Source organism: Methylorubrum suomiense (assembly GCF_022179765.1).
GTDB lineage: Bacteria > Pseudomonadota > Alphaproteobacteria > Rhizobiales > Beijerinckiaceae > Methylobacterium > Methylobacterium suomiense.
In genome coordinates, this window is the sequence record NZ_BPRE01000006.1 from 316239 (window position 1) to 340547 (window position 24309).

Below are 24309 nucleotides of genomic sequence, written 5' to 3' on the forward strand. Positions count from 1 at the left end.
CTGGGGGTCTCAGGCGCCGCTGCGGGGTTGCGGGCGGCGCCGGTCGAGGGCGGTGTCGGCGATGCCGAACAGGACGAGCGCCAGCATGGCGATGCCCTGGGTCAGCAGCAGCACGACGTAGAGGCCGATCAGCAGGCCGAGCCGGCCCGGCCGGCCGCGGCTGCGATCGTGAAAGGCGGCGAGCCCTTGGAGGGCGAAGGCGGCGGAGAGCGCGCCGATCAGGGCGATGCCGAGCACGCCGACGAAGCCCGGCGCCAGCGACAGCGCCAGGGCGCCGACGAGGACGAGAAGCACGCTTCGCGGCATCGCGGTCGCAGGGATGTCCGGCCAGGGGCGGGGCAGGCGCCCGGAGATCTGGACGATGCGGGCAGCGGCCCAGAGGTAGAAAGTGAAGAGCACCGCGAGGCCCTGCGCGGCCAGGGCCGGGGCGAGGGTGGCCAGCGCGTCGGCGACCTCGCCGGCGAGATCGTCCGCGGCGGGCGGCGCGGCGTCCGGCGCCTCGGTTTTCGGCGCGTCCGACTTCGCGGCATCCCCTTCCGCGGCGTGGCCCTGGGCGGGCGGCGGAAGGCGCCCGCGCTGAACCTGCACCTGCACGACCCGCCGGCTCATCTGCCCGATCTGGGTACGGAAGGTGTCGTAATCGGGCGAGGCGATGACCGCGATGGCCACGAAGGCGAGGGCGGCGGTACCCGCGACCCAGGCCAGCAGGCGGCCGGTCGGATACCATTCGAGGGTGCCGTCCCGTCCCGGCCGGCCGAGCATCGCCAGATAGGCGAGCCACCAGGCGGGGATCGCCAGATAGGCCGCGAAGGCCAGCCCGAGATAAGGAGAGACGATGAGGGCGAGCGCGACGGCGCCGCTCGCCACGGCGGCGAGCCCGGCCCGATGGCTCCAGCCCAGGCCGACGATCAGGATCGGCAGGGGGGCGAGCAGGTAGAGAAGGATGGCGAGCGCGCTGGCCTTCAGGAGGAGGCCGAACAGGAGCGCGGCCACGAGGCCGGCGCCGACGCCGATACCGATGTCCTTGCCCATCAAAACCAGTCCGCTGTCCCGCTGCGTCAAGCAGGGTTAGAGGCGCATTCCGGCGCCCCAACGATCGGACGGCCCGCCAATCGGGTCGCCCTCACGAGATCGACCGGCCCGCCTGAGCGGGCCGGCGAAGAGTCCTACTTGATGACGTAGGGCAGCAGGCCGAGGAAGCGGGAGCGCTTGATCGCCTGGGCAAGCTCGCGCTGCTTCTTGGCCGAGACCGCCGTGATGCGCGACGGCACGATCTTGCCGCGCTCCGACACGTAGCGGGAGAGCAGCTTCACGTCCTTGTAGTCGATCTTCGGAGCATTCGCGCCCGAGAAGGGGCAGGTCTTGCGCCGACGGAAGAACGGACGACGGCCACCGCCGCCGCCACCAGCACCGAAAGCCATGATCAGTTCTCCCCGCCGAAGTTGCGCTCGGGCCGGTCGCCGCGATCGCCACGGTCACCGCCGAAGCCGCCGCCGAAATCGTCGTCGCGACGACGCGGACGGTCGCCGCGGTCACGATCCTTGCGGTCGTCGCGGTCACGCTTCTGCATCATCGCGGAAGGCTCGGCCTCCAGCTGCTCGACGCGGACGGTCATGAAGCGCAGCACGTCCTCGGAGATCTGCATCTGGCGCTCCATCTCGGCCAGGGCGGCCGGAGGGGCGGAGATGTTGAGGAGCGTGAAATGCGCCTTGCGGTTCTTCTTGATGCGGTAGGCGAGGGACTTGACGCCCCAGGACTCGATCTTCTCGATCGTGCCGCCGCCCGCCTCGATGACACCCTTGTAGGTCTCGACCATGGTCTCGACCTGCTGGGACGTCACGTCCTGGCGCGCCAGGAAGACGTGCTCGTAGAGAGGCATTTTCGGGCCTTATCCAACGACAAAGGAGGCCCGCACCGCGGGTTCAGCGGAGTCGGGCCGGCTCAACTCGCATCCTCTCGGCGCCAAGCCCTTCGAGCCGTTGTGATGGCCCGAGCGGTTGATCGAAGGCGGAGACACGGGACGACGGGTCTTTTTGGAAGAACCCTGTGCCCAAAGAGAATGTCTCTTCATGGCACCGTCCGTTCAGCCCCCGGCCGGAGCGGATACGAAGGCCGGGCCTTTAGGGGGTTTTTGGCGCGAGGGCAAGAGCGAGCAGCTGGATCGAGATAAGGTAGGACAAAACCCGCTCGGCAACCGACGGTAACAACCACTTCATCGATACTCGTTAGGCTCGACGAACCCCACCTGACGGGCGGATTCGATGGCGGCACCCGATCTCAAGTCGTTGGCGAAACAGATTTCTGCGGACGTTCTATCCGCCATGTCCATTGGCTTGACTGCGCCAATCACCATGATGATCCGCCACGAGCCCGGATCGAACATCTACTGCCTTGTTTGGGATGCAAGCAAGATCTACGCTTCGATGGTCGGCATATCGATATTTCTTGCTATTCTTATCGTCGGCCGCTTGCAAAAATGGAGAAATTTACAGAAATTATGAGTATTACTAAAATATATATTTCGATTATATCGAATTCATAGTGATATCATTATACTTTTATGCCACGTCATCGTTTCAATAAATCCAGCATCCCATCCTTTAGAATGATGTCTCAGCTCATAGATGCAACGCATTTGATCAATTGCGAAGGTGGTTTGTATCGTGCGAAGTCGGGCTGCCAGCCTTTCGAAACATCGGGTTCGGCTTCAAGCACCCCTCCGGGCTCGCCTTCACCCCCCTCTGCATTTGAGATGCCGATACATGGGTTCGCGCTTTGCCACGGACGGGCGGCGCGGAACTGATCTCGCTCCCGCCGAAACTTCCGCCGGGCAAGCGGCGAGGCAAGGCGCATGAAAACTCTGATCGCCAGGCCCCGCTCTCAGGGCTGTCTATTTCAGCGAGCCGGCGATCGCCTGCTGAATTCCCAAAATATCGGCGCCGCGCTTGAGCGTGCGCTGGATCGGGTCGGGCCGCCCCGAAACCCAGATCTTCAGCTCGGAATCCATGTCGAAGCTGCCCGCCGTCTCCACCGAGAAGGAGGTGATGGCGCGGTAGGGGACCGTCAGGTACTCGACCTTGCGGCCGGTGACGCCCTGGCGGTCGACGAGGATCAGGCGGCGATCGGTGAAGACTATGAGGTCGCGGATGACCTTGAAGGCGACGCGCACGCTCTCGCCCGGTGCGAGCACGCCCGCGAGCTGCTGATCGACCTCGCCGGCCGCGAGATCGCTGCCATGCCCGAGCAACCCGTCGAGTAGACCCATCGTCGTCACCTCCCTGTGGCGCCCGGCGGATCCGACCGCGGGCGATCCGCCGGGATGTGGGAACGGCTGCGCTCGCGCGCGAGGGGTATGGCGCGCCGCGGCGCGAGCGGCGAGCGATCCTCGCCTTCACACCGCGGCCGGCTGCTCGATCCGGCCGGCGCGCAGGGACACGGTGCGGTCGCACAGGCGAGCGAGGCCGGGATCGTGGGTGACGAGGACGAGCGTCGCCCCGCGGTCGCGCTTCAGGCCGAACAGGAGCTCGACGATCTGGCGACCGGTGGCCTCGTCGAGATTGCCTGTGGGCTCGTCGGCCACCAGGATCGCCGGATCGGGGGCGAGCGCCCGGGCGATGGCGACGCGCTGCTGCTCGCCGCCGGAGAGCTGCGCCGGGTAGTGGCGCAGGCGATGGCCGAGCCCCACCGCCTCCAGCTCCGCCGCCGCCCGCCCATGCGGGTCGGGCGCATTCGCCAATTCCAGCGGCAGGGCCACGTTCTCCAGGGCGGTCATGGTCGGCACGAGGTGGAAGGCCTGGAACACGATGCCGATGTTGCGCCCGCGGAAACGGGCCAGGCCGTCCTCGTCGAGGCCGGAGAGATCGGTATCCGCGATGGTGACGCGGCCGGAATCCGGCCGTTCGAGCCCGGCCATCACCGTGAGCAGCGTCGACTTGCCCGAGCCCGAGGGGCCGACGAGCCCGACCGCCTCGCCCCGCTCGACATCCAGCGAGATGCCGCGCAACACGTGGACCCGGGCGGGGCCGCGGCCGAGACTCAACTCGATCTGCGACAGGGAGACGGCCTTGTTCGACATCGGAGAGGGACCGATCTTGGATCGAGGACGGACGGGACCGAACGGGGGACGGCGGCCTTGCGCAGCGCGAACGACACCCGGAACGCGGCGGGCAGGGGCTTTCCGTCCCGGCTCGGCCGGGTTCTGTTTTCGGGGCGGCTTGTCCCACGGACGCGCCGGGCGCGCGAGACCGTGCGCGGGCTCGATATGGGGGGCCTGCGGGGCTTACGAAGGGTCGCCATGATGGTCTTGCTCGCCGCAGCCGCGCTCGGTGCCCCGGCCGCCCGGGCGGCCGAGCCGCCGCTCAAGCTCGTCGCGCTGGGCGACAGCCTCACGGCGGGCTACCGCCTGCCCGCCGACGCGGCCTTTCCCGCCGTGCTGGAGCGGGCGCTGAAGGCGAAGGGCCGCGCCGTCGAGATCGCCAATGCGGGCGTCTCCGGCGACACCACCACGGGCGGGCTCGACCGGCTCGACTGGTCCGTGCCCGACGGGACAGACGGCGTGATCCTCGAACTCGGCGCCAACGACATGCTGCGCGGGACCGACCCGGCGGTCGCCCGCAAGGCGCTGGAGACCATCGTGGCTCGGTTGAAGGAGCGCGGGATCCCGGTCCTGCTCGCCGGAATGCTGGCCGCGCCGAATCTCGGCACCGACTACCGCGCCCGGTTCGACGCGATCTATCCCGATCTCGCCAAGGCGCACGGCCTCGTCCTCTACCCCTTCTTCCTCGAAGGCGTGACGGGCAACCGCGCCCACACCATGGAGGACGGGCTGCACCCGAACGCCAAGGGCGTCGAGACGGTGGTGGCCGGCATCCTGCCCACGGTCGAGACCTTCCTGGATCGGCTGAAGCCGCGCGGAAACGGAGGACGCTGAGGCGATGCCGCGCCTGTTCACCGGTCTCGAGATCCCGTCCGGGATCGCCGAGCGCCTGACCCTGTTCCGCGGCGGCCTGCCCGGTGCCCGCTGGGTCGAGCCATCGGATTACCACATCACCCTGCGCTTCCTCGGCGAGGTCGACGGCAGGCTCGCGGCCGACCTCGACGCGGGCCTCGCCGAGGCCCGCGCCCGCGCCCCCCTGACCGTGACCCTCGACGGGCTGGCCAGCTTCGGCGGCGACCGGCCGCGGGCGGTCATCGCCTCGGTGCGGCTCACGCCGGACCTCGCCGACCTCAAGGAGGAGCACGAGCGTATCGCTCGCCGGGCCGGCGCGGAGCCGGAAAGCCGACGCTTCACGCCGCACGTGACGCTCGCCCGGCTCAACCGCGAGGCGGATGCCGGGGCGGTGGCGCGCTATCTCACCGAGGCGGGCGTGTTTGCGCCCCTCACCTTCACGGCCGAGCGGGCGGCGCTCTACTCGGCCCGCACCTCGCGGGGCGGCGGACCCTACCTGGTCGAGGCGGCCTATCCCTTCGGGCTCGGCGACGGGCTCGGCGACGGGCTGGACGAGGATGAGGATTGACATCCGATCGAGCGGGTCAGGCGCGGGACCGTTTTCGACGCCTCGCAGGCCCGACTAAGGTTCGCTCCGCAGGTGTCCCATGGGGTAGGAACGAAGACCGCCCCCGCCCGAATCAAACGACCGGCAACTCGATCCGGCACCGCACGCCGTCCGGCTCGAAGGCGTAATCCGTACGTCCGCCGAGGGCGTAGGCGAGCGCCTGCTCGATCAGTTCCCGGCCATAGCCACGCCGCGTGACGGTCTCCGGCGACACGGCCACGCCGGTTTCGATCCAGTTCAGAGCCAAGTGCCGGCCGCCGTCTGCTCCGATCAATTCCCAGGTCACGGAGAGGCGGCCGGTCTCGTCCTTCAGGGCGCCGTACTTGACCGCGTTGGTGGTCAGTTCGTGCAGGGCCAGGGCAAAATTCTGCACCTGTTGCGAGGTCAGCAACACGGCCGGTCCGTCGATGACGATGCGGTCGGGGGCGTTGTCGGCGTGTGCAGCGAGTTCTGCGCGCACCAGCGCCTCGACCGCGACGCTGTCGGACCCGCTCTGGCTCAGCAGGGATTGAGCCCGGCTCAGCGCCTTCAGCCGGACGAGGAAGCTCTCGGCGGACGAGCCCCGGCCCACGGTCCGGTTGGCCATCGAGGTGACGACACCGAGCAGGTTGCGCGATCGGTGCTGCAACTCGTTGACCAGAACCTCGAGGCGCGCCTGCAGCATGCGCCGTTCGTTGACATCGATGTTGACGCCCGCCCATTTGCGGACCGTTCCATCATGGCGCGTGATCGGCACGACGCGAACGTTCGACCAGCGCCAGGACGCGGTCGCTGCGTGCCATAAGCGATATTCGGCATCGACCGGGCGCCCCGCGGCGACCGCCGCGCGCCACTTGCTCTCGGTCGCCGCCCGGTCATCGACGTGGATGGCGTCGAGCCAGCCAGTGCCTCGCCATTCGTCCAGGCACTGACCGGTGAAGGCGCGCCAGCCCGGACTGTCGGCAACGATGGACCCATCCGGCTCCGCCTCCCAACTGAACTGACCGAACCCCTCGACCAGCCCCCGGAACCGTTCCTCGCTCTCACGCAGCCGCTCCTCTCCGAGCCGTTCGGCCGTGACATCGAAGCTGACGCCATTGATGATCCAAGGCCGCTCCGACTCGGCACGGCCCCGCCAGCGCACCCAGCGTCCGCTGGTCGGGCCGCTGACAACCGCGAGCTGGCCATCGAACTCCTCGCCCACCGCGATGGCCCGCATGACCATCTCGGCCATCTCCGTCTGCCCCTGCGGGGACATCCGGTCCGTGAAATCGGTAAAGCTGCGCGGGCTCTCGGAGGGCGGGAAACCCCACAGCTCCATGAATGCGGCATCGCCCCAAGTGAGCTTGTTGTTCAGGTCCGAGCGCCACGTGCCCATTCGGCCGCCTGTGATCGCGACGCGGCGCAGCTCTTCGCTCTCACGAAGCGCGATCTCGGCTTGCTTGCGGGCATCGATGTCGATGTTGACCCCGGCCCATTTCTCGACTCGACCACTCGCGTTCACCACGGGAGCGGCGCGAACGTTCGTCCAGCGCCACGTGCCATCGGGTGCGCGTAAGCGGAATTCGGCATCCATGAGGTCGCGCGCCGCGACCGCCTCTCGCCATTGCCGCTCGGCATGGACCCGGTCGTCGGGATGGATCGCGTCGAGCCAGCCGTAGCCGAGCCACTCCGTCAGCGTCTGGCCGGTATAGGCCCGCCAACTCGGACTGTCGGCGACGACGACGCCCTCGGCATCGGTCTCCCACTCGGCCTGTGCCCAGCCCCGGATCAGGAGGCGATGCCGCGCCTCGCTCGTGCGAAGGGCCTGCTCCGCCCAGCGCTGTGCCGTGGTCTCCTTCAGGCTCCAGAGGACGCCGGCGACCGCCCCGGTCTCGTCGCGGACCGGCGCATAATCCACATCGAACCAAGCCTCCCCCAACTGACCCTGCCGGAGCACGGGATAGGGCTGGCCCAGCAACCGCACCGATCGCCCGGCCATGCCGACCACGATATCGGCCTCGAAGACGTCACGCGCTCGGGCGAAGGTCTCGTAGGCCGACCGTCCCAGCGCCAGGGTGCGATGCTCCCGAAGCAGTTCGGTGAAACGATCGTTGTAGAGAAGGATCGCGTCCGGCCCCCAGACGAGGCTCGTCATGCTCGGCGACGCGAGCATGAGATCGACGATGGTCTTCAGGCTCTGCGGCCAGCGCAGGATCGGTCCTAGGGACGTCGATGCCCAGTCGAACGAGCGGATCCGCTCGGCCATCTCGCCGCCGCCGCAGGGCCAAGGAGTGCCGACCTGTGCCATCGCTCCACGGATAGGACGAGGCAACACGGGTCAATTGACCTAGGTAAGTTTCCCTCCAATTCGCTCGCCGAGCAGGAGGTCTGCTTGCTGCCCGGCCGGAGTCAGCTGCCGACCACCCTCGGCAGCGCTGCATAGGATCGACCGGATCGTGTTGTGACCCCAAGGCGGATCACCCGTCCCACCGACCCGATCCCGTCAGCCCGAGGTGCCGCGCTCGGCGAGCCCTCCGTGGAGGCCCCGCCGACGCTGGATCCCGGAACGAGGAAGCCGGCAAGGACAGCAATTCTCAGGATGCGGCCGGAGGGGGCGCGGCCTCCTCGGCATCCGCCCAGCCGGTGCCGGTCCAGACCCGCACGGTGACGATCGCCCGCCCATCCTCGATGCGGATGCGGTTATACGCGTTCGGCTCGTTACCCCGCAGCCGCGTCGAGGTGGCCGAGCCGGCCTGGACGGCGAGCAGGCGGGTGCCGTGGGCGCGGGCGGTGCCGCGGTCGACGGCCTCCGAGTCCGGCTCGGCCCCGGTCTCGGGCGCCTCGACGAAGCGCGCATAGTGGCGGTGGAGATGGCCGGCGAGCGTCAGGCCGACGCCGTGGCGGCGGAAGGCGTCGAGCGCCTCGTCCGCCCGGCCGACGAGGCGGGCCTCCGCGTCCCAGGGCGGCGGCATGAACGGGTGGTGGCCGACCACGATGCGGAAGACCTGCCCGGGCAGGGCCGCGAGCCGCGCCTCGGTGCGGGCGATCTGGGAGCGGGTGATCTTGCCCTGCGACCAGTCGGTCTCCGGGGCCCAGGTCCGCACGGTGTTGAGACAGATGACCCCGATCTCGTCGTCGAGGAAGGTCGGCTCGGTCTCGGCGTGGATGAAGTTCCGGTAGCGGCGGAACGGGTGGAAGAAGCGCGAGAACAGCTTGAAATGGGCGATGTCGTGGTTGCCCGGCACCGCCACCCAGGGCGCCGAGAGCCGGGCCAGGAAGGCGCGGGCCTCGGCATATTCCCGGCGCCTCGCGCGCATGGTGAAGTCGCCCGAGGCGATGATCAGGTCGGGCGGGGCGCGGTTCAGTTCGTCCACGAGCCCCTCGACCACGGCCGGGTCGGTGCGCCCGAAATGCAGGTCGGAGATATGCGCGATCCGCCTCACGGCCGGTTCTCCTCAGGGGTCATGGTCGGCACCGTGTCGGTCATTTCGGCGGGCACGATCACGGTGAGCGCACGGGGCCGCAGCCGGTAGCGCAGAGGCGAGGCGATCAATCGGATTTCTCCATCGTTCATCACCCGTAACGCTCGACGGCCCGCCGAGATCGCCAATCCCGAGGCCTCGTGCCGTTCCAGGCCCGGCACGCCGCGCCAGGTCCCGGTGGCGAAGCCGAGGGCCAGCCGCGCGAGGCGCCACGGTGGCAGTCGGCGAGCGATGTAGAGCGTGAGCCGCCCGCCATCGACCCGTTCCCGTTCGAGGATTTTGCCGGGCGCCTCCGCGTAATCGTTGTTGACGACGCAGAGCAGCCGCAGCCGCACCCGCTCGCGCCGCCCGCCGAGGGTGATCGTGCTGCGCAGGCGCGGATAGGGGCCGAGATGGCGCAGGGTCGCGAGGGCCAGGCGCAGGAGCCCGAGCGGGCCGAGGCGCCGCCCGCGTCGCCCCTCGCGGTGGCGGGCCATGCGCGCCGGCATGCCGATGACCGAATTGATGAGGAAGACCGCTCCGTTGACCTCGCCGACATCGACGGCGCGGGGCCGGCCCGTCCGCAGCAGGGCGATCGCCGCGTCGAGATCGCGCGGGATGCCGAGATCCTTAGCAAGCAGGTTCATGGTGCCGAGCGGCAGGATCGCGAGCGCCACGCCGGTGCCCGCCAGGATTCCGGCGGCGCAGTTGAGCGTGCCGTCCCCGCCCGCCACGGCAACGACGGTGACGCCCTCGGACCGGGCGGCGCGCGTCAGGCGTTCGGGCAGGGGCAGGTCCGGATCGGGCTCGGGCGCGAGGTCGAGTCCCGCGGCGGCGAGCCGGGCGCGGATCGCCTCGGGGCTGAGCCCATCGTGGAACGAGCCCGACGCGGCGTTGGCGACGAGGGCGATGCGCATGGGGGAGGGGGTCCGGACGAGAGCGACGCCCGGACATGGCACAGGCCGTTCTCGGCCCTGTGACGGTGCGCTCTTCAGCCCCGCGGCGGTCGGCGCTCGACGATGCGCGCCTGGAACCAATCCCGCAGCACTTCGCGCTCGTAGTAGAAGGTCTGCCCGGACGAGGAGCGGGCATAGCGCATCAGGAAGTTCAGGTCCGAGACCGTCTCCTCCGCCGCGAGCAGTGTGCGCCGGCCCTCCCGCAGGACGTAGGCCAAGCGGAAGCGCGGCGGGGTGACGTCGTTGACCACCCGGAGACCGAAGGGAACATTCGCCCCCGGCTGGTCGAACCCGGCAAGGTCGATGTCGAGCACGTCGATGTCGAGGCTCTGGCCCGGCCCCAGCACCCGGTTGCCCAGGCCCTCGAATAGGCGGCGCATCTCGGCCAGCGTCACCCGCAGGGACAGGCCGGACCCGAAGCGGTTCTCGGCATCGGTGTAGCGCTCGGGCGCGACGAAGCGGACCTGGACCTGCGCCAGGGCCGGAACCGGCGCGGCGAGCATCGCCGCGACGGCCACGGCTCCGAGCCATCGCCTCATTGCTGCGAGCGCTTGATGATCGCCTGCAGCGCCCGGGCCACCGGCTCGGTGATGGTGCGCCGGTACTTGCGGTGGACCAACTGACCGTTGTGGTAGATGTCCTGCTCGACGTAGAGCCGCTCGCCGTCCCAGCGCACGATGTTGTCGGATTCCGTCGTCTCCTCGACACCCAGATCCTGGCGGAGGATCGGTGCGCCGGATGTCGTTTGCATGGAACGCCTCGCGTCGGGGTCTCGACCCTGTCGTCTTTAAGCCCTGCGGCGGCGGGGCACCAGTCGGGACGGACGCCTCTCCGAACAGCGAAGCCGCGTTGACGCTGTCCGCTGTCGCCGTCGCGGCTCGGCCGCCGCATCGAGCCGACCGCAGCGGCGGTCGGACCGGTCAGCGCACGGTCACCTGATCCTTGATGCGCTGATAGGTGGCGCGGTTGAGCACGCGCTTCGACAGGAGTTGATCGACCGAGGCGTAGGGCCGGTGCCCGATGATCGCCCGGCCGATCGCGCCGCCGCCCTTGAGCCCGTTCAGTTCGGCCAGCGTCGCGGTGTTGAGATCGATCAGGGCCACGGCGGGCGGCGGGGCGTTCTCGGCCGCCACCTCCGCCGGATCGGGCGCGGCGGTGGGCGGCGAGGGGAGCGTCGCGGGGGCGGCCGGTGCGACGGGAACCGGCTCGCGGCGGGGCAGGGGGGTGACCGGGGCGGGCGGCGCCTCGGCCGAAGCGGGTGGTGCGGGCGCGACCGGCGCGGGCTCCGCGGGTTCCGGCGGCGGAACGGGCCGGCTCGCCTCGGACCGCGGCGCAGGGGCCACGGGCGGGGACATATCGGTGGACACGGCCGATCCGGGGGTGCCGCTCCGCGTCCAGACGAATTGGACGATCCCCGCGATACCCGCCGCCGCCACCAGGACGAGGAGGACGCGCAGGATCGTCGAGCCGCTGAGCATCCGAGCCCTCCTCCTCCGATCCCGGACGTTCGGCCCGGCGGGAACCGGCGCGACCCGCCGTGTCGCGCTTCTTCAACAAGCTTAGGACGTTCCGCCGCGACGGACATACGCCGGAGGCCCAGAAAAGCCGGCTGTGCACAGGCCGCTTGCGCACAATCGAGGCGACGGCCCTCGCCGGAACGCTGTGATCCGCCCGCACCACAGCCCAAGGGGTTGCGCGCGTGACGTGCGGGAACGCGATACGGCCAAGCTCGTTCTGTGATAAGCTGAGCCGTTCGCCCGGGCTCATGGGATCCGACCGATGTCTCCTCGTTCCCGCTGGTCCCGCCTGATCGCGGCCGTGCTCGTTGCGGGCCAGGCCGCCGCCTGCTCCTCGCTGCCGCGCACCGCCTACACGAAGGCCGAGGCCGAGGCGGCGTCCGTGCCGGGGATGGTCGGCGTGCGGGCCTATGCCGACGCCTCCGCGGCGGAATTCGTCACGATGGCGGCCTCACCCGAGCGCAAGCGGCAGGCCTTCAGCTACCTCGCCCTCTCGGGCGGCGGCGGCGACGGCGCCTACGGCGCGGGGGTGCTCAACGGCTGGACGGCATCGGGCACGCGGCCGGACTTCACCATCGTCTCAGGCGTCTCGACCGGCGCGCTGATCGCCCCGTTCGCCTTCCTCGGACCGGCCTACGATCCCTATCTCACCGACATCTACACCAGCGGCATCGCCGGTTCGCTGGTGCAGAGCCCGAGCCTCGCCAACGTGCTGTTCGGCTCGGGCCTGTTCGGCGACGGACGCCTGCGCGACCTGATCGCCCGCTACGTGACGCCGGACCTCCTGCGCGCGGTGGCGGAGGAGCATGCCAAGGGGCGGCGCCTGCTCGTGGTGACGACGAATCTCGACTCGCAGCGCGCCGTCATCTGGAACATGGGGGCCATCGCGGCGAGCGGGGCGCCCAACGCCGTCTCGCTGTTCACCGACGTGCTGACGGCCTCGGCGAGCATCCCGGCGGTGTTCCCGCCGCAACTCCTCGACGTGCAGGCGGAAGGCCGCGCCTTTCAAGAGATGCATGTGGACGGCTCGGTGGTGACGCCGGTCTTCACTCTCCCGCAATCGTTCCTCGTGCGCGACGGGCGCATCAAGAGCGCCGGCAAGGCCGACATCTTCGTCGTCATCAACGGGCGGCTGGAGCCCGAATTCGACGTGACCCGGAACAACACGCTCTCGATCGTCGAGAAGTCGTTCACGACGGCGAGCCGGGCGCGCTCCCGCGCCACCCTGGTGGCGACCGACGCCTTCGCGAGCCGCAACGGCATCGGCTTCAACCTGACCTATATCGACGAGCGCGCGCCCCAGGCCAGCACGGCCCGCGGCTTCGACACCGGCTACATGCGCAGCCTCTACCAGTTCGGCTACGAGACCGGCCGTACCGGCCGGTTCTGGCACCGGGACGTCCCGGCCGCCCCCCTCGTGAAGGACGTGGTGCAGGAGGCGGTGGCCGGGCGCTGAGGACGCGGGAACCGCGTCAGAGCGCCATCGTCAGCGGCTCGAGGCTGAGGCGCACCGCGCCGTCCCGGCGGCCGGTCTCGGCGGCGGCGTAGCGGATGGCCGCCTCACGGCTGCGGAACAGGCCGCCGCCGAGGCCGTGGCATTCCAGAGCGACCCAGCGCCCCCGACAATCCTGCCCGACGACGTAGCTCAACGCGATGCGGGCCGGGGGAGGCTCGACGAGCGTCGGGGCGGCGGAAAGCGATACGGACATGATCGTGCGGGGGTGACGCGGTCGGGGAAGCGGACCGCGTCGGGAATGTGCGGGCGCGGCCATGAGGATTCGAGCGGTGGCGCGGCCCCGCCGTATCAGGAAGTCATAAGGTGGAGCGACGTGCTCGACCCGGCATGGCACGCGTGCCCGTGGAATTGACATGGCGCGAATCAGGACGCCATATATCAACTAAAGATTGTATTTTCTGACTCATTGATGCGCTCGGACAGACTGATGTCGAGCAATCGACCGACTGATATCGACATCTCCACTCGATGGCCCGTGAGACGGCACATGACCACTGCCATTCAGCATTTGGGACAGTAAAACGTATCGATGGACACCAGATCATGCGCTTGATGATTGCCTTACTCGCATTGATCAGCGTTAGCGTCTGCGCCCAAGCCGGTGAGATCGATCTGAATTGGAGAAATCACTACTTTCTCTGCTTGGACACGCCCCACACACAGGTCGAGCCTTACCTTCCCAAGCAAAAGCTGGAGGCCGTACCTGCTCTGCCCGATTGTATCGCTCCGAGCCCGTCCCTGCCTGCGGAGATGATTTTCATCCAGAGTGGAGCGTATTTCTGATCCGGCAATCCGCATCCACGGCAGCCGAAGGCGGAAGGCGGCGCCGTGTGTCGCGGTGTGAGCAGCGGCCTTACGCCCGGTATTGTCGCTCAAGTTTTGGAGCCGACGGTGACGGCTCACCCACCCGTTCAGAGAACGTACCGGATGTCAGGGGAAGAACAGCTGTCCTTCGTGGGGCGGATGCATGTCCTCGGCAGTGCAGGACTCTTGCGCCGCTCCGAGCGCGACGAGGCAGCCCATGAGAGCCGGCCTTCGGTCACCGTGCAGGAACGGACCCGGTGCCGGTTCGTACCACTGAGCGGGAATCATCGACCGCAGCGCTTCGCGACACCGTCGAGCCGGGTCGGCCCGCGAGAGGGACAAGCCTTCCTCGAAGCGCTTATGCCACGTTCAATCGACTCGCTCGAACGCAGCTGGAGAACTCGCGGCTCCCAGCAGCTCTTCGGGCCAAGCTCGATGCCTCCAGACGCAGAGGTACGCCGGCGGGTGCAGTTCGAAGGCTCGAACCACACCCGTCCGGCGCGAGGTCGAACGGCTATTTGCGAAGGATCTTGGTCACCAGACGACCGATCGAATTGCTCGATCCGGCGTTGCGGTCGTCGCGCACGACCGGGCGGTCCTCGGTGCCGAGGATCTTGGTGACGAGGCGGCCGATCAGGCTCATGGCGGGCTCCGCGTGCGAGGGGGAACGGTGCAGCTTCTGCCGTTAACGGTCCGCCCCGCCGCGGCGTTCCGTCAGGCCGGTCGCCGCCACAGGCTCGTCGCCACCGGGAGTGCGAAGGCCACGAACAGGAGGGCGAGCGCCCAGGCGAAGCCGTGGGGCGGGGCGAGGTCCATGCCGCCGCCGACGAGGGGAGGCCCGAGCATCAGCCCGACATTGTAGAGCATCACGAAGGCGGCGTTGGCGCCCGCGAGATCGGGCCCCCGCAGGGATGCCCCGAGATGGGCGAGGCCGACGGTGTAGAGCGTGCCGGCGATGCCGCCCCAGGCGAAGATCAGCGCCGCGAGCGCGGCGAAGGAGCCGGAGGCGGCGGGGATCAGGGCGGCGCCGAGCGCCCCCAGGAGGCTCGCACCGAGCATCACCGCGCGGCGGTCGACCCGGTCGGCGAGGAGCCCCACGGGGATCTGGAACAGCACGTTGCCCAGGGCCGCCGCGCTGACCAGGCCGGCCGCGGCCCGGGCGTCGAGGCCGATCCGCAGGCCGTAGAGCGGGAGGATCGCGAAGGCGCCCGCCTCGACGGCGCCGTAGAGTGCGGCGGCGAGCACCGCCACGGGGGCCAGCCGCAGATAGGTCGCGAGCCGGCCGCCCTCGCCATGGGCCAGAGCCGGCGAGAGCGTGCGGGCCAGGGCGAGCGGCAGCAGCCCGAGGAAGAACAGGCCGGCACCGGCGAGATAGGGGGCGAAGCCCTCCGTTCCGAGCAGGGTCAGGAGGGCCGGCCCGACGGCGAAGCCGAGGGCCAGCACCGTGGCGTAGATGCCCATCACGAGGCCGCGCCGCTCCGGCGGCGCCGCATCGTTGATCCAGAACTCCGACAGCACGAACAAGGCCCCGAGCGTCGTCGAGAAGACGAAGCGCAGGGGGAACCACAGGGCGAGATGCGGCAGCAGCTTGAAGGCGACGAGGCAGAGGCCGCCGAGCCCGATCGCCAGCGCCAGCAGGCGCACCACGCCGAGCTTGGCCGCGAGCCGCGGCACGAACGGCACGGTCAGGATCGCGGCCAGACCCGCCACCGCCGTGTTGAGGCCGATGACGACGCTCGAGGCGCCCATCCGCTCCATCTCGAGCGAGAGCAGCGGAATCGACAGGCCGAGCCCGATGCCCACCACCGCGACGCAGGCGATGGCCGCGGACATCGCGCCGAGGCGATCACGGTCGGAGGGAGCAACGAGGATGGACATGCGACTTCGGGCGAGGGGAGGACGCCTGCCTGAGCAGCCTTCCTCCCCGCCGGCAACCCGGGTCGATCAGGCGGCGTGCCGATCCGCACCCGCGCCGAAATGGCCGATGTAGCGCGCCGCGATCGCCGAGACCGGCAGCACCACGAACACGTCGGTGGTGCCGAACTGCCGGTCGATCACCGCGCCGTCGCCGAAGGTGGCGCCGACCCGCAGATACCCCTTCATCAGCGGGGGCAGGCTCGCGAGGGCGGCCTTGGGATCGACGGCCTCGCGGGCGAGCCGATCCATCGGCACGTAGCGCTCCGGCAGCGCACGGGCCCGCCACGCCTCGGGGGCGCGGGCGTGGTGGTGGAGGAAGCTCAGGGGCAGCGCGAGGCGGTCCGGATCGGTGCCCTCCAGGCTCGCGCAGCCGAGCATCGCGTCGATGCGGTGATGCAGCACATAGGCCCAGATGCCGTGCCACAGCAGTTCGACCGTGCGCTTGGTGCGGTAGGGCTTGAGCACGCAGGAGCGGCCGAGTTCCAGGAAACGTTTGTCCGGATGACGCTCGATGAGCGGGGCGAGGTCGTATTCGCCCGCCGAGTAGAAGCCGAAATGCGCCTCGGCCCGGGCCTGGCGCAGCAGGCGGTAGGTACCGACCACCTTGGGGCGGGGCTTGCGGAAGGGCTTCGCCTCGGTCGCGGCGTGATCGATCACGAGGAGATGGTCGCAGACCGCGTCGTAGGCGTCGATGTCCCGGCGCTTGAGCGCGGCGAAGCCCGTCGGCACCGCCGACATCTCCTCGTAGAACACGCCGAAGCGGAGGCGCTGGGCCCGGCGGATCTCGGATTTGGTGGTGGCGAGCCGCACCTCCAGTTGGCCGATCCGGCCGAGGCAGGGATCGAGCCCCGGCTCGGTCAGCAGCGCCTTGCGGCGGGGCTTCAGCAGGATCGGTGCGCCGCCGGGCAACACGATGTCACCCCCCTCGAAGGTCTGGCGAAAGCGGGCGAAGGGCGCCTGCACCTTCGCCTCCCAGCCGGCCTTCCACGCCGCACCGGCCTCGCGCGGGGAAAAATTCGGCAGCATCGGCACAGATCCGTCCCGTCGAGGCGTGGCGAACGCGTCCGCGGCCCCTTCAACGCGCGGCGACAACACCACGAAGGCCGCACGCTTTTATGACGGAGGAATCGTTTGCCGGACAGGGGCTTGCGCGAGGAAGCGGGGCGCCCCGCGCAAGATCGGGCGATGAAGCCGGCGAAGAAAACCGGCTCACGATTTCAAGCCCTTGCCGAGCGCGTTTCGCGGCTCACACGAACTGGTTCAGGCCGGGGATGGAGGCGACGATCGGGCCCATCGTGTCCTCGCCCACCGTCTCGCGGCCATAGGCGAACAGTTCCTGGCCGAGCGGCTGCATCTGATTCATCGGCACGCCCGCCGAGATCAGTTTCTGGCCGAGCGCCATCACGCCGCCGCCGCCCATCATGCCGCCGAGCATGCCCATCAGCCCGCCCCCGCCGCCCTCGGCGGCGTTCGCCTCGGCGATGGCGGTCTCGGAGCCGGGGAGGGCGGCGAGCAACTGGCTGACCTCGGTCGCCGGCCCCTCCTTCTGCAGGAAGGCCAGGATATGGCCGATCGCGGTCTTGGCGGTCGCCGCGTCGAGTCCCGTGCGGTTGGTGACGCGGGCAATCAGCTCTTCCATGAACCTCGTCCTTCTCGGTGCGAATCGTCTGTCCGATGTGGCCGCCGCGAAATCAAGGGTTGCCCGGGCCATCGCCCCGCTTCCGGCACGGCCTCACGCGCCCGTGGCCGCCTTCCGCGGCCCGAGGTCGTTCGCTCCGCGCGGCCCCCTGGATCATGACGCCCTGCGGCCTTAACCTCGGCCGTCCGGGACAGTCGCAGGTCGGTCGGGGGACATATGAGCGCGGATACGGGCACCATCCTGGTCGGCCGGAGCACGGGCTCGAATCCCAAGCCCGAGGTACTGACGCTGCGGCTGGCCAACCGGCACGGCCTCGTGGCGGGCGCGACCGGCACCGGCAAGACCGTGACGCTCCAGGTATTGGCCGAAGGATTCTCCAATGCGGGCGTCCCGGTCTTCGCCGCCGACATCAAGGGCGACCTGTCCGGGCTCGCCGCCGCGGGCGAGGCCAAGCCCCACTTCGTCAAGCGGGCCGAGGAACTGGGCATCGCTTACGAGCCCGACCGGTTCCCCACCGTGTTCTGGGACCTGTTCGGCGAGCAGGGTCACCCGATCCGCTGCACGATCACCGAGATGGGCCCGCTGCTGCTGGCGCGCCTGCTCGAACTCAACGACACCCAGGAGGGCGTGCTCAACATCGCCTTCCGGGTGGCCGACGAGAACCAGTGGCCGCTCATCGACCTGAAGGATCTGCGCGCGCTCCTCACGTTCCTGTCGGAGAACGCCAAGGCGCTGTCGGCGACCTACGGCAATGTCTCGTCCGCCTCGATCGGCGCGATCCAGCGGGCTCTGCTCGTGCTGGAGAACCAGGGCGCCGACAAGTTCCTGGGCGAACCGGCGCTGAACCTGTCCGATTTCATGCGCACCGACCGGGAGGGGCGGGGCTTCGTCAACATCCTGGCCGCCGACAAGCTGATGCAGCGGCCGCGCCTCTACGCCTCGTTCCTGCTGTGGATGCTCTCGGAGCTGTTCGAGCAGCTGCCCGAGGTGGGCGACCTCGACAAGCCCAAGCTCGTGTTCTTCTTCGACGAGGCGCACCTGCTGTTCAACGACGCGCCGAAAGCCCTCCTCGACGCCGTGGAGCAGGTGGTACGGCTGATCCGCTCCAAGGGCGTCGGCGTCTATTTCGTGACGCAGAACCCGCTCGACGTGCCGGAAACCGTGCTGGGCCAGCTCGGCAACCGGGTGCAGCACGCCCTGCGCGCCTTCACCCCCCGCGACCAGCGCGCCGTGCGCGCCGCCGCCGAGACCTTTCGCCAGAACCCCGGCTTCGACGTGGCCAAAGCCATCACCGAACTCGCCGTCGGCGAGGCTTTGGTGAGCTTTCTGGAGGCCAAGGGCACGCCTTCCATGGTCGAGCGGGCGCTGATCGCCCCGCCGCAGGGCCGGGTGAGCCCGCTGACGCCGGCCGAGCGGGCCGCGATCATCCAGGCGAGCCCCTATCGCGGCAAGTACGACGAGGCGGTCGACAACGAGAGTGCCTACGAGATGCTCGCCAAGCGCAAGGATCTCGACAGCGCCCCGGCGGAAGCCGCCGCTCAGACGGAAGGGGGCCTCGGCGGCATGCTGGGCGGCTGGCTCGGCTCCGTGCTGGGCAGCGGTACCGAGGCGCCCAAGGGCAAGGGCCGGAGCCGCCGCCCGCCGCCGAGCCTCGTCGAGCAGGTTTTGGGGAATGCCGCGCGCTCCATGGCGCGCAAGGTCGGCACCGAGGTGGGCAACGCGATTCTTCGCAATGTGCTCGGGGGGCTGACGAAGAAATAGGGGGCGCCGCGAGCGGGAGGGCGCGGCCTTGTCCGTTCCGCATCCTGGCAGGGCACGGCGGTTTCATTCCCCTGGCAACACCGCGAGGTGAGGGGACGGCCCGCCACATCGGGCGAGCCGCCCTCCCACGCCCTGGCCGGGGACCCGCACCGATTGACAGACCGCCCGATCACACTTTAAGGCAGCCACAACGCGCGGCTTCCTCGACGAAGTCCGCGCGTTTCGCGTTCGCGCCCACGGCCCAGCCGGACGAGGCGCGGATGACCTGAACAAGAAGACGGCCCAGGCCCCTCGCGGCGCCGGAGGCCGGCAGAGAACACGAGAGACAACGATGTTCGCAGTCATCAAGACCGGCGGCAAGCAGTATCGCGTTGCCGCCAACGACGTCATCACCATTGCCACGCTCGAGGGCGAGGCCGGCGCCTCCGTCACCTTCGGCGACGTGCTCCTGTTCGGCGACGGCGAGGCCACCCAGGTCGGCACCCCGCTCCTGTCGGGCATCGGCGTGACCGGCGAGATCGTCCAGCACGGCCGCACCCGCAAGGTCATCGCCTTCAAGAAGCGCCGCCGCCAGAACTCGCGTCGCCGCCGCGGCCACCGTCAGGACTTCACCGTCGTGCGCATCACCGAGATCAGCGCCGGCGGCAAGTCCTCGAAGGCCGAGCCGCGCAAGGCGAAGAAGGCCGAATCGGCCGAGCCGGCACCCGCCGCCGCCGAGTAAGCCCGAACGCTGATTCCCAGAGACATTCCGGAGCAATCCCATGGCACATAAAAAAGCAGGCGGCTCGTCCCGCAACGGCCGCGACTCCGCCGGCCAGCGCCTCGGCGTGAAGAAGTTCGGCTCTGAGGCCGTCATCCCGGGCAACATCATCGTGCGCCAGCGCGGCACGAAGTGGCATCCCGGCACCAATGTCGGCATGGGCAAGGACCACACCCTGTTCGCGCTCGTCGAGGGCAAGGTGCAGTTCGAGACCCGGCGCGGCCGCGCCTTCGTAGCGGTCGTACCGCTGGCCCAGGCCGCGGAGTAACGGCGGACAGTCTCGTCATCGACGAAGCGAGCGTCCCGCCGGTGTCCCACACCGAACCGGCGGACGGTCGCGGCTTCGATGGAGCCGAGGATCGGAACACGGGGGAGGATGGGCCACCATCCTCCCCCTTCGTCGTCCCGCACGGTCGCTGTCAGCCTGCCTCGCACATCCCCCCGGTCGCCGCCGCTCCCGTGCGACGGCGCGGCGGGAACCTTGCGAGGCAGGCGCGGCGCCGGACCCGAGAGCGGACGCGGATGTTCCCCGATCTGACCCGAGACGACGTCTTTCGCATCGAGACCCGGCGGCTGTGGCTGCGCTGGCCGATGGCCCGCGACGCCGACGCCATCGCCCGCCTCGCGGGCGATCCGGCGGTCGCCCGCAGGACCTCAGTGATCCCCACGCCGTTGCCCCAACACGAGGCCGAAAGCTTCGTGCTGCGGGCCCGCGCCGGCAACGCCGCCGGGGAGGGGCTGGTCATGGCGCTGTGTCGCCGGGCGAGCCCCGGTCACGCCGTTGGCATCATCGGGATCGAGTCGCGGCCCGAAACCGACGCGCCGACGGACGCACCGCATCTCGGCTACTGGCTCGGGCGGCCCTGCTGGGGCGAGGGGCTGATGCGCGAGGCCGCCGAGGCGATGGTCGAGGCCTTCTTCGCCTATGCGGGCGGGCGATCCCTCGCCTCCTCGGTGATGCTGGACAATCCGGCCTCGCGGCGCATTCTGGAAGCATGCGGCTTCGTTCCGGACGGGCGCGGGGCGTTCTTCTCGGTGGCGCGGGGCGAGACCGTGGCGGCCGATTCGTTCCGGCTCGATCGGGCGGGCTGGCTCGACCGGCGCGGACGATCGGCGGGAGGCTCAGCATGAGGACGCGCATCGTGGCCGGTCTCGGCGCCGGCCTCACCGCGGTCGCGCTCACGGCCTTCCTGGCCTCGATCAGCCGCGATCCGGGGCCGCCGCCGCGGCCGGCTCCCGCGGCGGAGGCGCCGAAGGCGGCGGCGGAGGCTCGGCTCTACTGCGAGTTCTACAACTTCGCGAGCCGTCATCCGAAGGTCGGTTTCTATTTCACCGCCCCGACCGGCGGCAGCGAATACGCCCAGATCTTCCAGCAGGAGGCCGACGGGGCACAGACCATCTTCGAGCCGCGCCCGGCCTGGACCTATGACCGGGACGGCGAGGAGCCGACGTTGAACTCGCCCGACGGGGCGATCCGCATCAACCTGTACGGGGATGCCAAGAACGCCACCCGCCCGGCCTCGGCCGCGTCGGGCGGCTGGTTCGAGGCGGGCCTGCGCAGCATCCAGTACCTCAACCTCGAAGGCCAGTGCCGCCGCACGGCGACCTGAGCCCAACCGAAAGACGCCGTACCGTGAAGTTCCTGGATGAGGCCAAGGTCTACGTGCGCTCCGGCGACGGCGGTCCCGGCTGCGTCTCGTTCCGTCGTGAAAAGTTCATCGAGTTCGGCGGGCCGAACGGCGGCGACGGCGGACGCGGCGGCGATGTCTGGATCGAGTGCGTGCAGGGCCTCAACACCCTGATCGACTACCGCTACCGGCAGCATTTCAAGGCCCGCAAGGGCGAGCACGGCATGGGCTCGAACTGCCACGGCGCCAAGGGCGACGACGTGGTGCTGCAGGTGCCTGCGGGCACGCAGGTGCTGTCCGAGGACGGCGAGACGTTGATCGCCGACATGACCGAGGTCGGCCAGCGGGTGCGGCTCGCCAAGGGCGGCAATGGCGGTTTCGGCAACGCCTACTTCACCACCTCGACCAACCGGGCGCCGCGCCACGCCAATCCCGGCCTCGAGGGCCAGGAGATGTGGGTGATCCTGCGCCTCAAGCTCATCGCCGATGCCGGCCTCGTCGGCCTGCCGAATGCCGGCAAGTCGACGTTCCTCGCCACCGTCACCGCCGCCAAGCCCAAGATCGCCGACTATCCCTTCACCACGCTGCATCCGGGCCTCGGCGTCGTGCGCTCGGATGCCCGCGAATTCGTGCTCGCCGACATTCCCGGCCTGATCGAGGGGGCCCATGAGGGCGTCGGCCTCGGCGACCGGTTCCTGGCCCATGTCGAGCGCTGCCGGGTGCTGCTCCACCTCGTCGAGGGCACGAGCGAGCATGCCGGCAAGGCCTACAAGCTGGTCCGGCGCGAACTCGAAGCCTATGGCGGCGGCCTGGAGGACAAGCCCGAGATCGTCGCCCTCTCCAAGGCCGACGCGCTCGACCCGGACACGCGCAAGCAACAGCTCGCCCGGCTGAAGCGGGCGGCGGGACGCAACGCCATGGTGCTCTCGGCGGCCTCCGGGGAGGGCGTGCAGGAAGCCCTGCGGGCGATCCAGGCCAAGCTCGATGCGGGCGACGCCGCGGAAGCCGAGACCGCGGAGCCGGCCGCACCCTGGCAGCCCTGAGGCGCAGCGTCGTTACGCCTCAGCGCCGCCCCTGACTCATTCTCGGCAGCCGGGGTAGCATGGGATCATGCGCCGCCCGCTCCTCCTCCTGCCCCTTCTGCTCTGCGCGAGCGCCGCCCGCGCCGAGCCGTCCTGCACCGACCTGATCGACCGCGTCACCGGGGCGACCGGGGCGCAGATGGCCGAGCGCAGCGCCGATTTCGCGCGCTTCGACGCCGGCCCGGACACCTCGCTGACACTCTCCTGCGGCGGGATGCATCCGTCCTCGGTCGGAGCGCAGCACCGGGGGGCGAGCCCGCCGGACGCCTATTACGATCTGTTCGCCAAGGCCGGCCACGCCGTGACGGGAATCGCGGCGGACCTCCTCCGCGATGCCGCCAAGCGCGCGCGGGACGGCGCGGAGCGCCTGCGCCACAGCAATGTCGAGGCCGGGGGCGCGCTCGTCACCTGCTCGACCATGACGAAGGATCAGGCGCCGCTCACCCTCTGCGCGGTGATCGAGCGCGCCGACCGCTCCTGATTTTCTCGCACCGCCCCCCTCACCCTGACCCGTGCAAGAGGGTCGGCGCGGGGTCGGCGCCGTCCAGGGTGCGGGCCACCGCCCGGGCGACGGTGAGGAGCGCCGTGACCATCGGGGTCGCCGGATCGCGACGGGGCGCGACGAGGCCGATAGCGTGGCGAAGGTCCGGCTCGACGATGGGGATCGCCCGCAATCCCTCGGTGGGACCCAGCGCATCGGCGAGGATCGCCGGCATCACGCTCGCCCATTGCAGCGTGCGCACATGGGTCATCAGCACCACCATGGAATTCGATTCGAGCGTCGGCGCGGGTTGGCCGCCGGCCTTGCGGAGCTGCTCGTCGATGATCCGGCGATTCTGCATGTTGGGCGTCAGCAGGCAGAGGGGAATTTGTGCCAGTTCCGCCCAGGTAACGCTGGCGCGCTCGGCATAGGGGCCGCCCGCCGCGGTCAGCAGTTGGTAATGCTCCGTGTAGAGCGGCACGGTGGTGACGCGGCCGAGGGGCTCGTTGTCGATGTAGGTCAGCCCTGCATCGGCCTCGAGGTTGTCGATCAGCGAAAAAATGTCCTCGGAGGTGGTCGAGAACACGCTGAAGCGCACGTTGGGGTAGCGCACCCGGTAGGGGGTGGTGAGCGCGGCGACCATCGGCAGGGCAGTCGGCACCGCGGCGATGCGGAGATGGCCCGACAGGCCGCGGCGCAGCGACGCCACGTCGTCCTGCATGGCACGGGCATCGCCGACGATGCGACGGCCCCAGGCCAGCACCCGATCACCCTCGGGGGTGAAACCCTGGAAGCGCGAGCCGCGCTGGACGAGGCGCACGCCGAAACGATCCTCCAGGCTCTTCACCCCGGCCGACAGGGTCTGCTGGGTCACGCCGCAAGCTTCCGCCGCGCGACCGAAATGCTGCTCGCGGGCGAGCGCCAGCAGGAATTCCAGCTTGTCGATCACGCGGCACGATCCCAGCGGCCCGAGGGGAGGGGCCTCGGATCGTGGTAGGACGGGCCAGGGACGGGCTCAAGCGGAGCGCCGCAACGCGCTGGACGGCGTCGGCTTTCGGGGCTTCCGACGACCCAAAAGAAAAGGGCCGGCTCTCGCCGGCCCTTCCCCAAGTCTCGCCAGAAAGGCGCACGCGCGAAGCAATGCGCCCAGTCCGAAAAGATTAGTCGTTGATGGCGGCGACGACGCCGGCACCGACGGTGCGGCCACCCTCGCGGATGGCGAAGCGCAGCTTCTCTTCCATCGCCACCGGCACGATCAGCGCCACGTCCAT

The 24309-nt window shown here is 69.8% G+C and carries 28 protein-coding genes and 1 pseudogene; 11 read left to right on the forward strand and 18 right to left on the reverse strand.

Annotated features, from left to right (window positions below; translation table 11 throughout):
* Positions 1-9: 9 nt before the first annotated feature.
* The 3 genes from MFF26_RS12025 to rpsF form a co-directional block, all read right to left on the reverse strand.
* Entirely contained in the window at positions 10-1032 is a 1023-nt protein-coding gene (locus tag MFF26_RS12025; RefSeq protein WP_137830958.1) for a DUF2232 domain-containing protein, read from the reverse strand.
* A 134-nt stretch (positions 1033-1166) separates the two neighbouring features.
* Entirely contained in the window at positions 1167-1421 is a 255-nt protein-coding gene (rpsR, locus tag MFF26_RS12030; protein ID WP_091948993.1) for a 30S ribosomal protein S18, read from the reverse strand.
* 2 nt (positions 1422-1423) lie between these two features.
* Positions 1424-1879: a 30S ribosomal protein S6 gene (gene rpsF, locus MFF26_RS12035; RefSeq protein WP_137830959.1), complete on the reverse strand. Its 456-nt coding sequence runs from the start codon at positions 1877-1879 to the stop codon at positions 1424-1426.
* Positions 1880-2261: 382 nt separating this feature from the next.
* Between rpsF and MFF26_RS12040 the strand changes: the two genes are divergently transcribed.
* Complete coding sequence (locus MFF26_RS12040) at positions 2262-2501, forward strand: hypothetical protein (RefSeq protein WP_137830960.1); 240 nt, start codon at positions 2262-2264, stop codon at positions 2499-2501.
* Positions 2502-2890: 389 nt separating this feature from the next.
* Here the strand turns inward: MFF26_RS12040 and MFF26_RS12045 are convergent, their stop codons facing one another.
* A complete protein-coding gene (locus MFF26_RS12045) occupies positions 2891-3265 on the reverse strand; it encodes a PH domain-containing protein (RefSeq protein WP_137830961.1) in 375 nt (124 codons plus the stop codon).
* 126 nt (positions 3266-3391) lie between these two features.
* Positions 3392-4075 carry an ABC transporter ATP-binding protein gene (locus MFF26_RS12050; RefSeq protein WP_238308022.1) on the reverse strand — a complete coding sequence of 228 codons (684 nt, stop codon included), beginning with the start codon at positions 4073-4075 and terminating at the stop codon, positions 3392-3394.
* Positions 4076-4294: 219 nt separating this feature from the next.
* On the opposite strand from MFF26_RS12050, the gene MFF26_RS12055 reads away from it, so the two are divergent.
* Positions 4295-4930, forward strand: coding sequence for an arylesterase (locus MFF26_RS12055; protein ID WP_137830963.1), 636 nt, complete (start codon positions 4295-4297; stop codon positions 4928-4930).
* Positions 4931-4934: 4 nt separating this feature from the next.
* The gene (thpR, locus tag MFF26_RS12060; protein ID WP_137830964.1) at positions 4935-5516 is read left to right on the forward strand and encodes an RNA 2',3'-cyclic phosphodiesterase; all 582 of its coding nucleotides are present in this window, start codon (positions 4935-4937) and stop codon (positions 5514-5516) included.
* A gap of 112 nt (positions 5517-5628) precedes the next feature.
* On the opposite strand, the gene MFF26_RS12065 is transcribed toward thpR, so the two are convergent.
* The 6 genes from MFF26_RS12065 to MFF26_RS12090 all read right to left on the reverse strand — a co-directional run bounded on the left by MFF26_RS12065 (position 5629) and on the right by MFF26_RS12090 (position 11411).
* Entirely contained in the window at positions 5629-7824 is a 2196-nt protein-coding gene (locus MFF26_RS12065; RefSeq protein ID WP_137830965.1) for a PAS domain-containing sensor histidine kinase, read from the reverse strand.
* 286 nt (positions 7825-8110) lie between these two features.
* Positions 8111-8959: a metallophosphoesterase family protein gene (locus MFF26_RS12070; protein WP_137830966.1), complete on the reverse strand. Its 849-nt coding sequence runs from the start codon at positions 8957-8959 to the stop codon at positions 8111-8113.
* A complete protein-coding gene (locus MFF26_RS12075) occupies positions 8956-9894 on the reverse strand; it encodes a diacylglycerol/lipid kinase family protein (protein ID WP_137830967.1) in 939 nt (312 codons plus the stop codon). The genes MFF26_RS12070 and MFF26_RS12075 overlap by 4 nt, the downstream gene beginning before the upstream one ends.
* 74 nt (positions 9895-9968) lie before the next feature.
* Positions 9969-10472: a DUF3016 domain-containing protein gene (locus MFF26_RS12080; RefSeq protein WP_137830968.1), complete on the reverse strand. Its 504-nt coding sequence runs from the start codon at positions 10470-10472 to the stop codon at positions 9969-9971.
* Positions 10469-10684, reverse strand: coding sequence for a hypothetical protein (locus MFF26_RS12085; protein WP_110351010.1), 216 nt, complete (start codon positions 10682-10684; stop codon positions 10469-10471). The genes MFF26_RS12080 and MFF26_RS12085 overlap by 4 nt, the downstream gene beginning before the upstream one ends.
* 169 nt (positions 10685-10853) lie before the next feature.
* Positions 10854-11411 carry a ComEA family DNA-binding protein gene (locus tag MFF26_RS12090; protein WP_238308023.1) on the reverse strand — a complete coding sequence of 186 codons (558 nt, stop codon included), beginning with the start codon at positions 11409-11411 and terminating at the stop codon, positions 10854-10856.
* A 301-nt stretch (positions 11412-11712) separates the two neighbouring features.
* Here MFF26_RS12090 and MFF26_RS12095 point away from each other — a divergent pair, with 301 nt between their 5' ends.
* Complete coding sequence (locus MFF26_RS12095) at positions 11713-12906, forward strand: patatin-like phospholipase family protein (RefSeq protein WP_171015609.1); 1194 nt, start codon at positions 11713-11715, stop codon at positions 12904-12906.
* 16 nt (positions 12907-12922) lie between these two features.
* Here MFF26_RS12095 and MFF26_RS12100 read toward each other — a convergent pair whose 3' ends face one another.
* The 5 genes from MFF26_RS12100 to MFF26_RS12120 form a co-directional block, all read right to left on the reverse strand.
* A complete protein-coding gene (locus MFF26_RS12100) occupies positions 12923-13159 on the reverse strand; it encodes a hypothetical protein (RefSeq protein ID WP_137831648.1) in 237 nt (78 codons plus the stop codon).
* 1125 nt (positions 13160-14284) lie between these two features.
* Entirely contained in the window at positions 14285-14413 is a 129-nt protein-coding gene (locus tag MFF26_RS12105; protein ID WP_137831649.1) for a TFIIS helical bundle-like domain containing protein, read from the reverse strand.
* A 71-nt stretch (positions 14414-14484) separates the two neighbouring features.
* Positions 14485-15648, reverse strand: coding sequence for an MFS transporter (locus tag MFF26_RS12110; protein WP_137831650.1), 1164 nt, complete (start codon positions 15646-15648; stop codon positions 14485-14487).
* Positions 15649-15714: 66 nt separating this feature from the next.
* Positions 15715-16713, reverse strand: coding sequence for a l-ornithine N(alpha)-acyltransferase (olsB, locus tag MFF26_RS12115; protein ID WP_137831651.1), 999 nt, complete (start codon positions 16711-16713; stop codon positions 15715-15717).
* A gap of 220 nt (positions 16714-16933) precedes the next feature.
* Entirely contained in the window at positions 16934-17326 is a 393-nt protein-coding gene (locus MFF26_RS12120; RefSeq protein WP_137831652.1) for a DUF2267 domain-containing protein, read from the reverse strand.
* 216 nt (positions 17327-17542) lie between these two features.
* On the opposite strand from MFF26_RS12120, the gene MFF26_RS12125 reads away from it, so the two are divergent.
* The 7 genes and pseudogenes from MFF26_RS12125 to MFF26_RS12155 all read left to right on the forward strand — a co-directional run bounded on the left by MFF26_RS12125 (position 17543) and on the right by MFF26_RS12155 (position 23038).
* Positions 17543-19087 (forward strand): helicase HerA-like domain-containing protein, encoded by a 1545-nt coding sequence (locus MFF26_RS12125; RefSeq protein ID WP_137831653.1) that lies wholly within the window; start codon positions 17543-17545, stop codon positions 19085-19087.
* 331 nt (positions 19088-19418) lie between these two features.
* Positions 19419-19727 (forward strand): annotated as a pseudogene (rplU, locus tag MFF26_RS12130) (50S ribosomal protein L21); the annotation flags it as partial.
* Between the two features lie 121 nt (positions 19728-19848).
* Positions 19849-20115 (forward strand): 50S ribosomal protein L27, encoded by a 267-nt coding sequence (gene rpmA / locus MFF26_RS12135; protein ID WP_137831655.1) that lies wholly within the window; start codon positions 19849-19851, stop codon positions 20113-20115.
* 254 nt (positions 20116-20369) lie between these two features.
* Positions 20370-20978 (forward strand): GNAT family N-acetyltransferase, encoded by a 609-nt coding sequence (locus tag MFF26_RS12140; protein ID WP_137831656.1) that lies wholly within the window; start codon positions 20370-20372, stop codon positions 20976-20978.
* Positions 20975-21457 carry a hypothetical protein gene (locus MFF26_RS12145; protein WP_137831657.1) on the forward strand — a complete coding sequence of 161 codons (483 nt, stop codon included), beginning with the start codon at positions 20975-20977 and terminating at the stop codon, positions 21455-21457. The genes MFF26_RS12140 and MFF26_RS12145 overlap by 4 nt, the downstream gene beginning before the upstream one ends.
* Before the next feature lie 23 nt (positions 21458-21480).
* The gene (obgE, locus tag MFF26_RS12150) at positions 21481-22518 is read left to right on the forward strand and encodes a GTPase ObgE (protein WP_137831658.1); all 1038 of its coding nucleotides are present in this window, start codon (positions 21481-21483) and stop codon (positions 22516-22518) included.
* A 67-nt stretch (positions 22519-22585) separates the two neighbouring features.
* Positions 22586-23038, forward strand: coding sequence for a hypothetical protein (locus tag MFF26_RS12155; RefSeq protein WP_137831659.1), 453 nt, complete (start codon positions 22586-22588; stop codon positions 23036-23038).
* A gap of 19 nt (positions 23039-23057) precedes the next feature.
* Here the strand turns inward: MFF26_RS12155 and MFF26_RS12160 are convergent, their stop codons facing one another.
* On the reverse strand, positions 23058-23987 hold the full coding sequence (locus MFF26_RS12160) for a LysR family transcriptional regulator (protein ID WP_137831660.1): 930 nt from the start codon (positions 23985-23987) through the stop codon (positions 23058-23060).
* 211 nt (positions 23988-24198) lie between these two features.
* On the reverse strand, positions 24199-24309 hold a 111-nt coding region (locus MFF26_RS12165; protein WP_505744335.1), incomplete at its 5' end, for an EF-Tu C-terminal domain-related protein.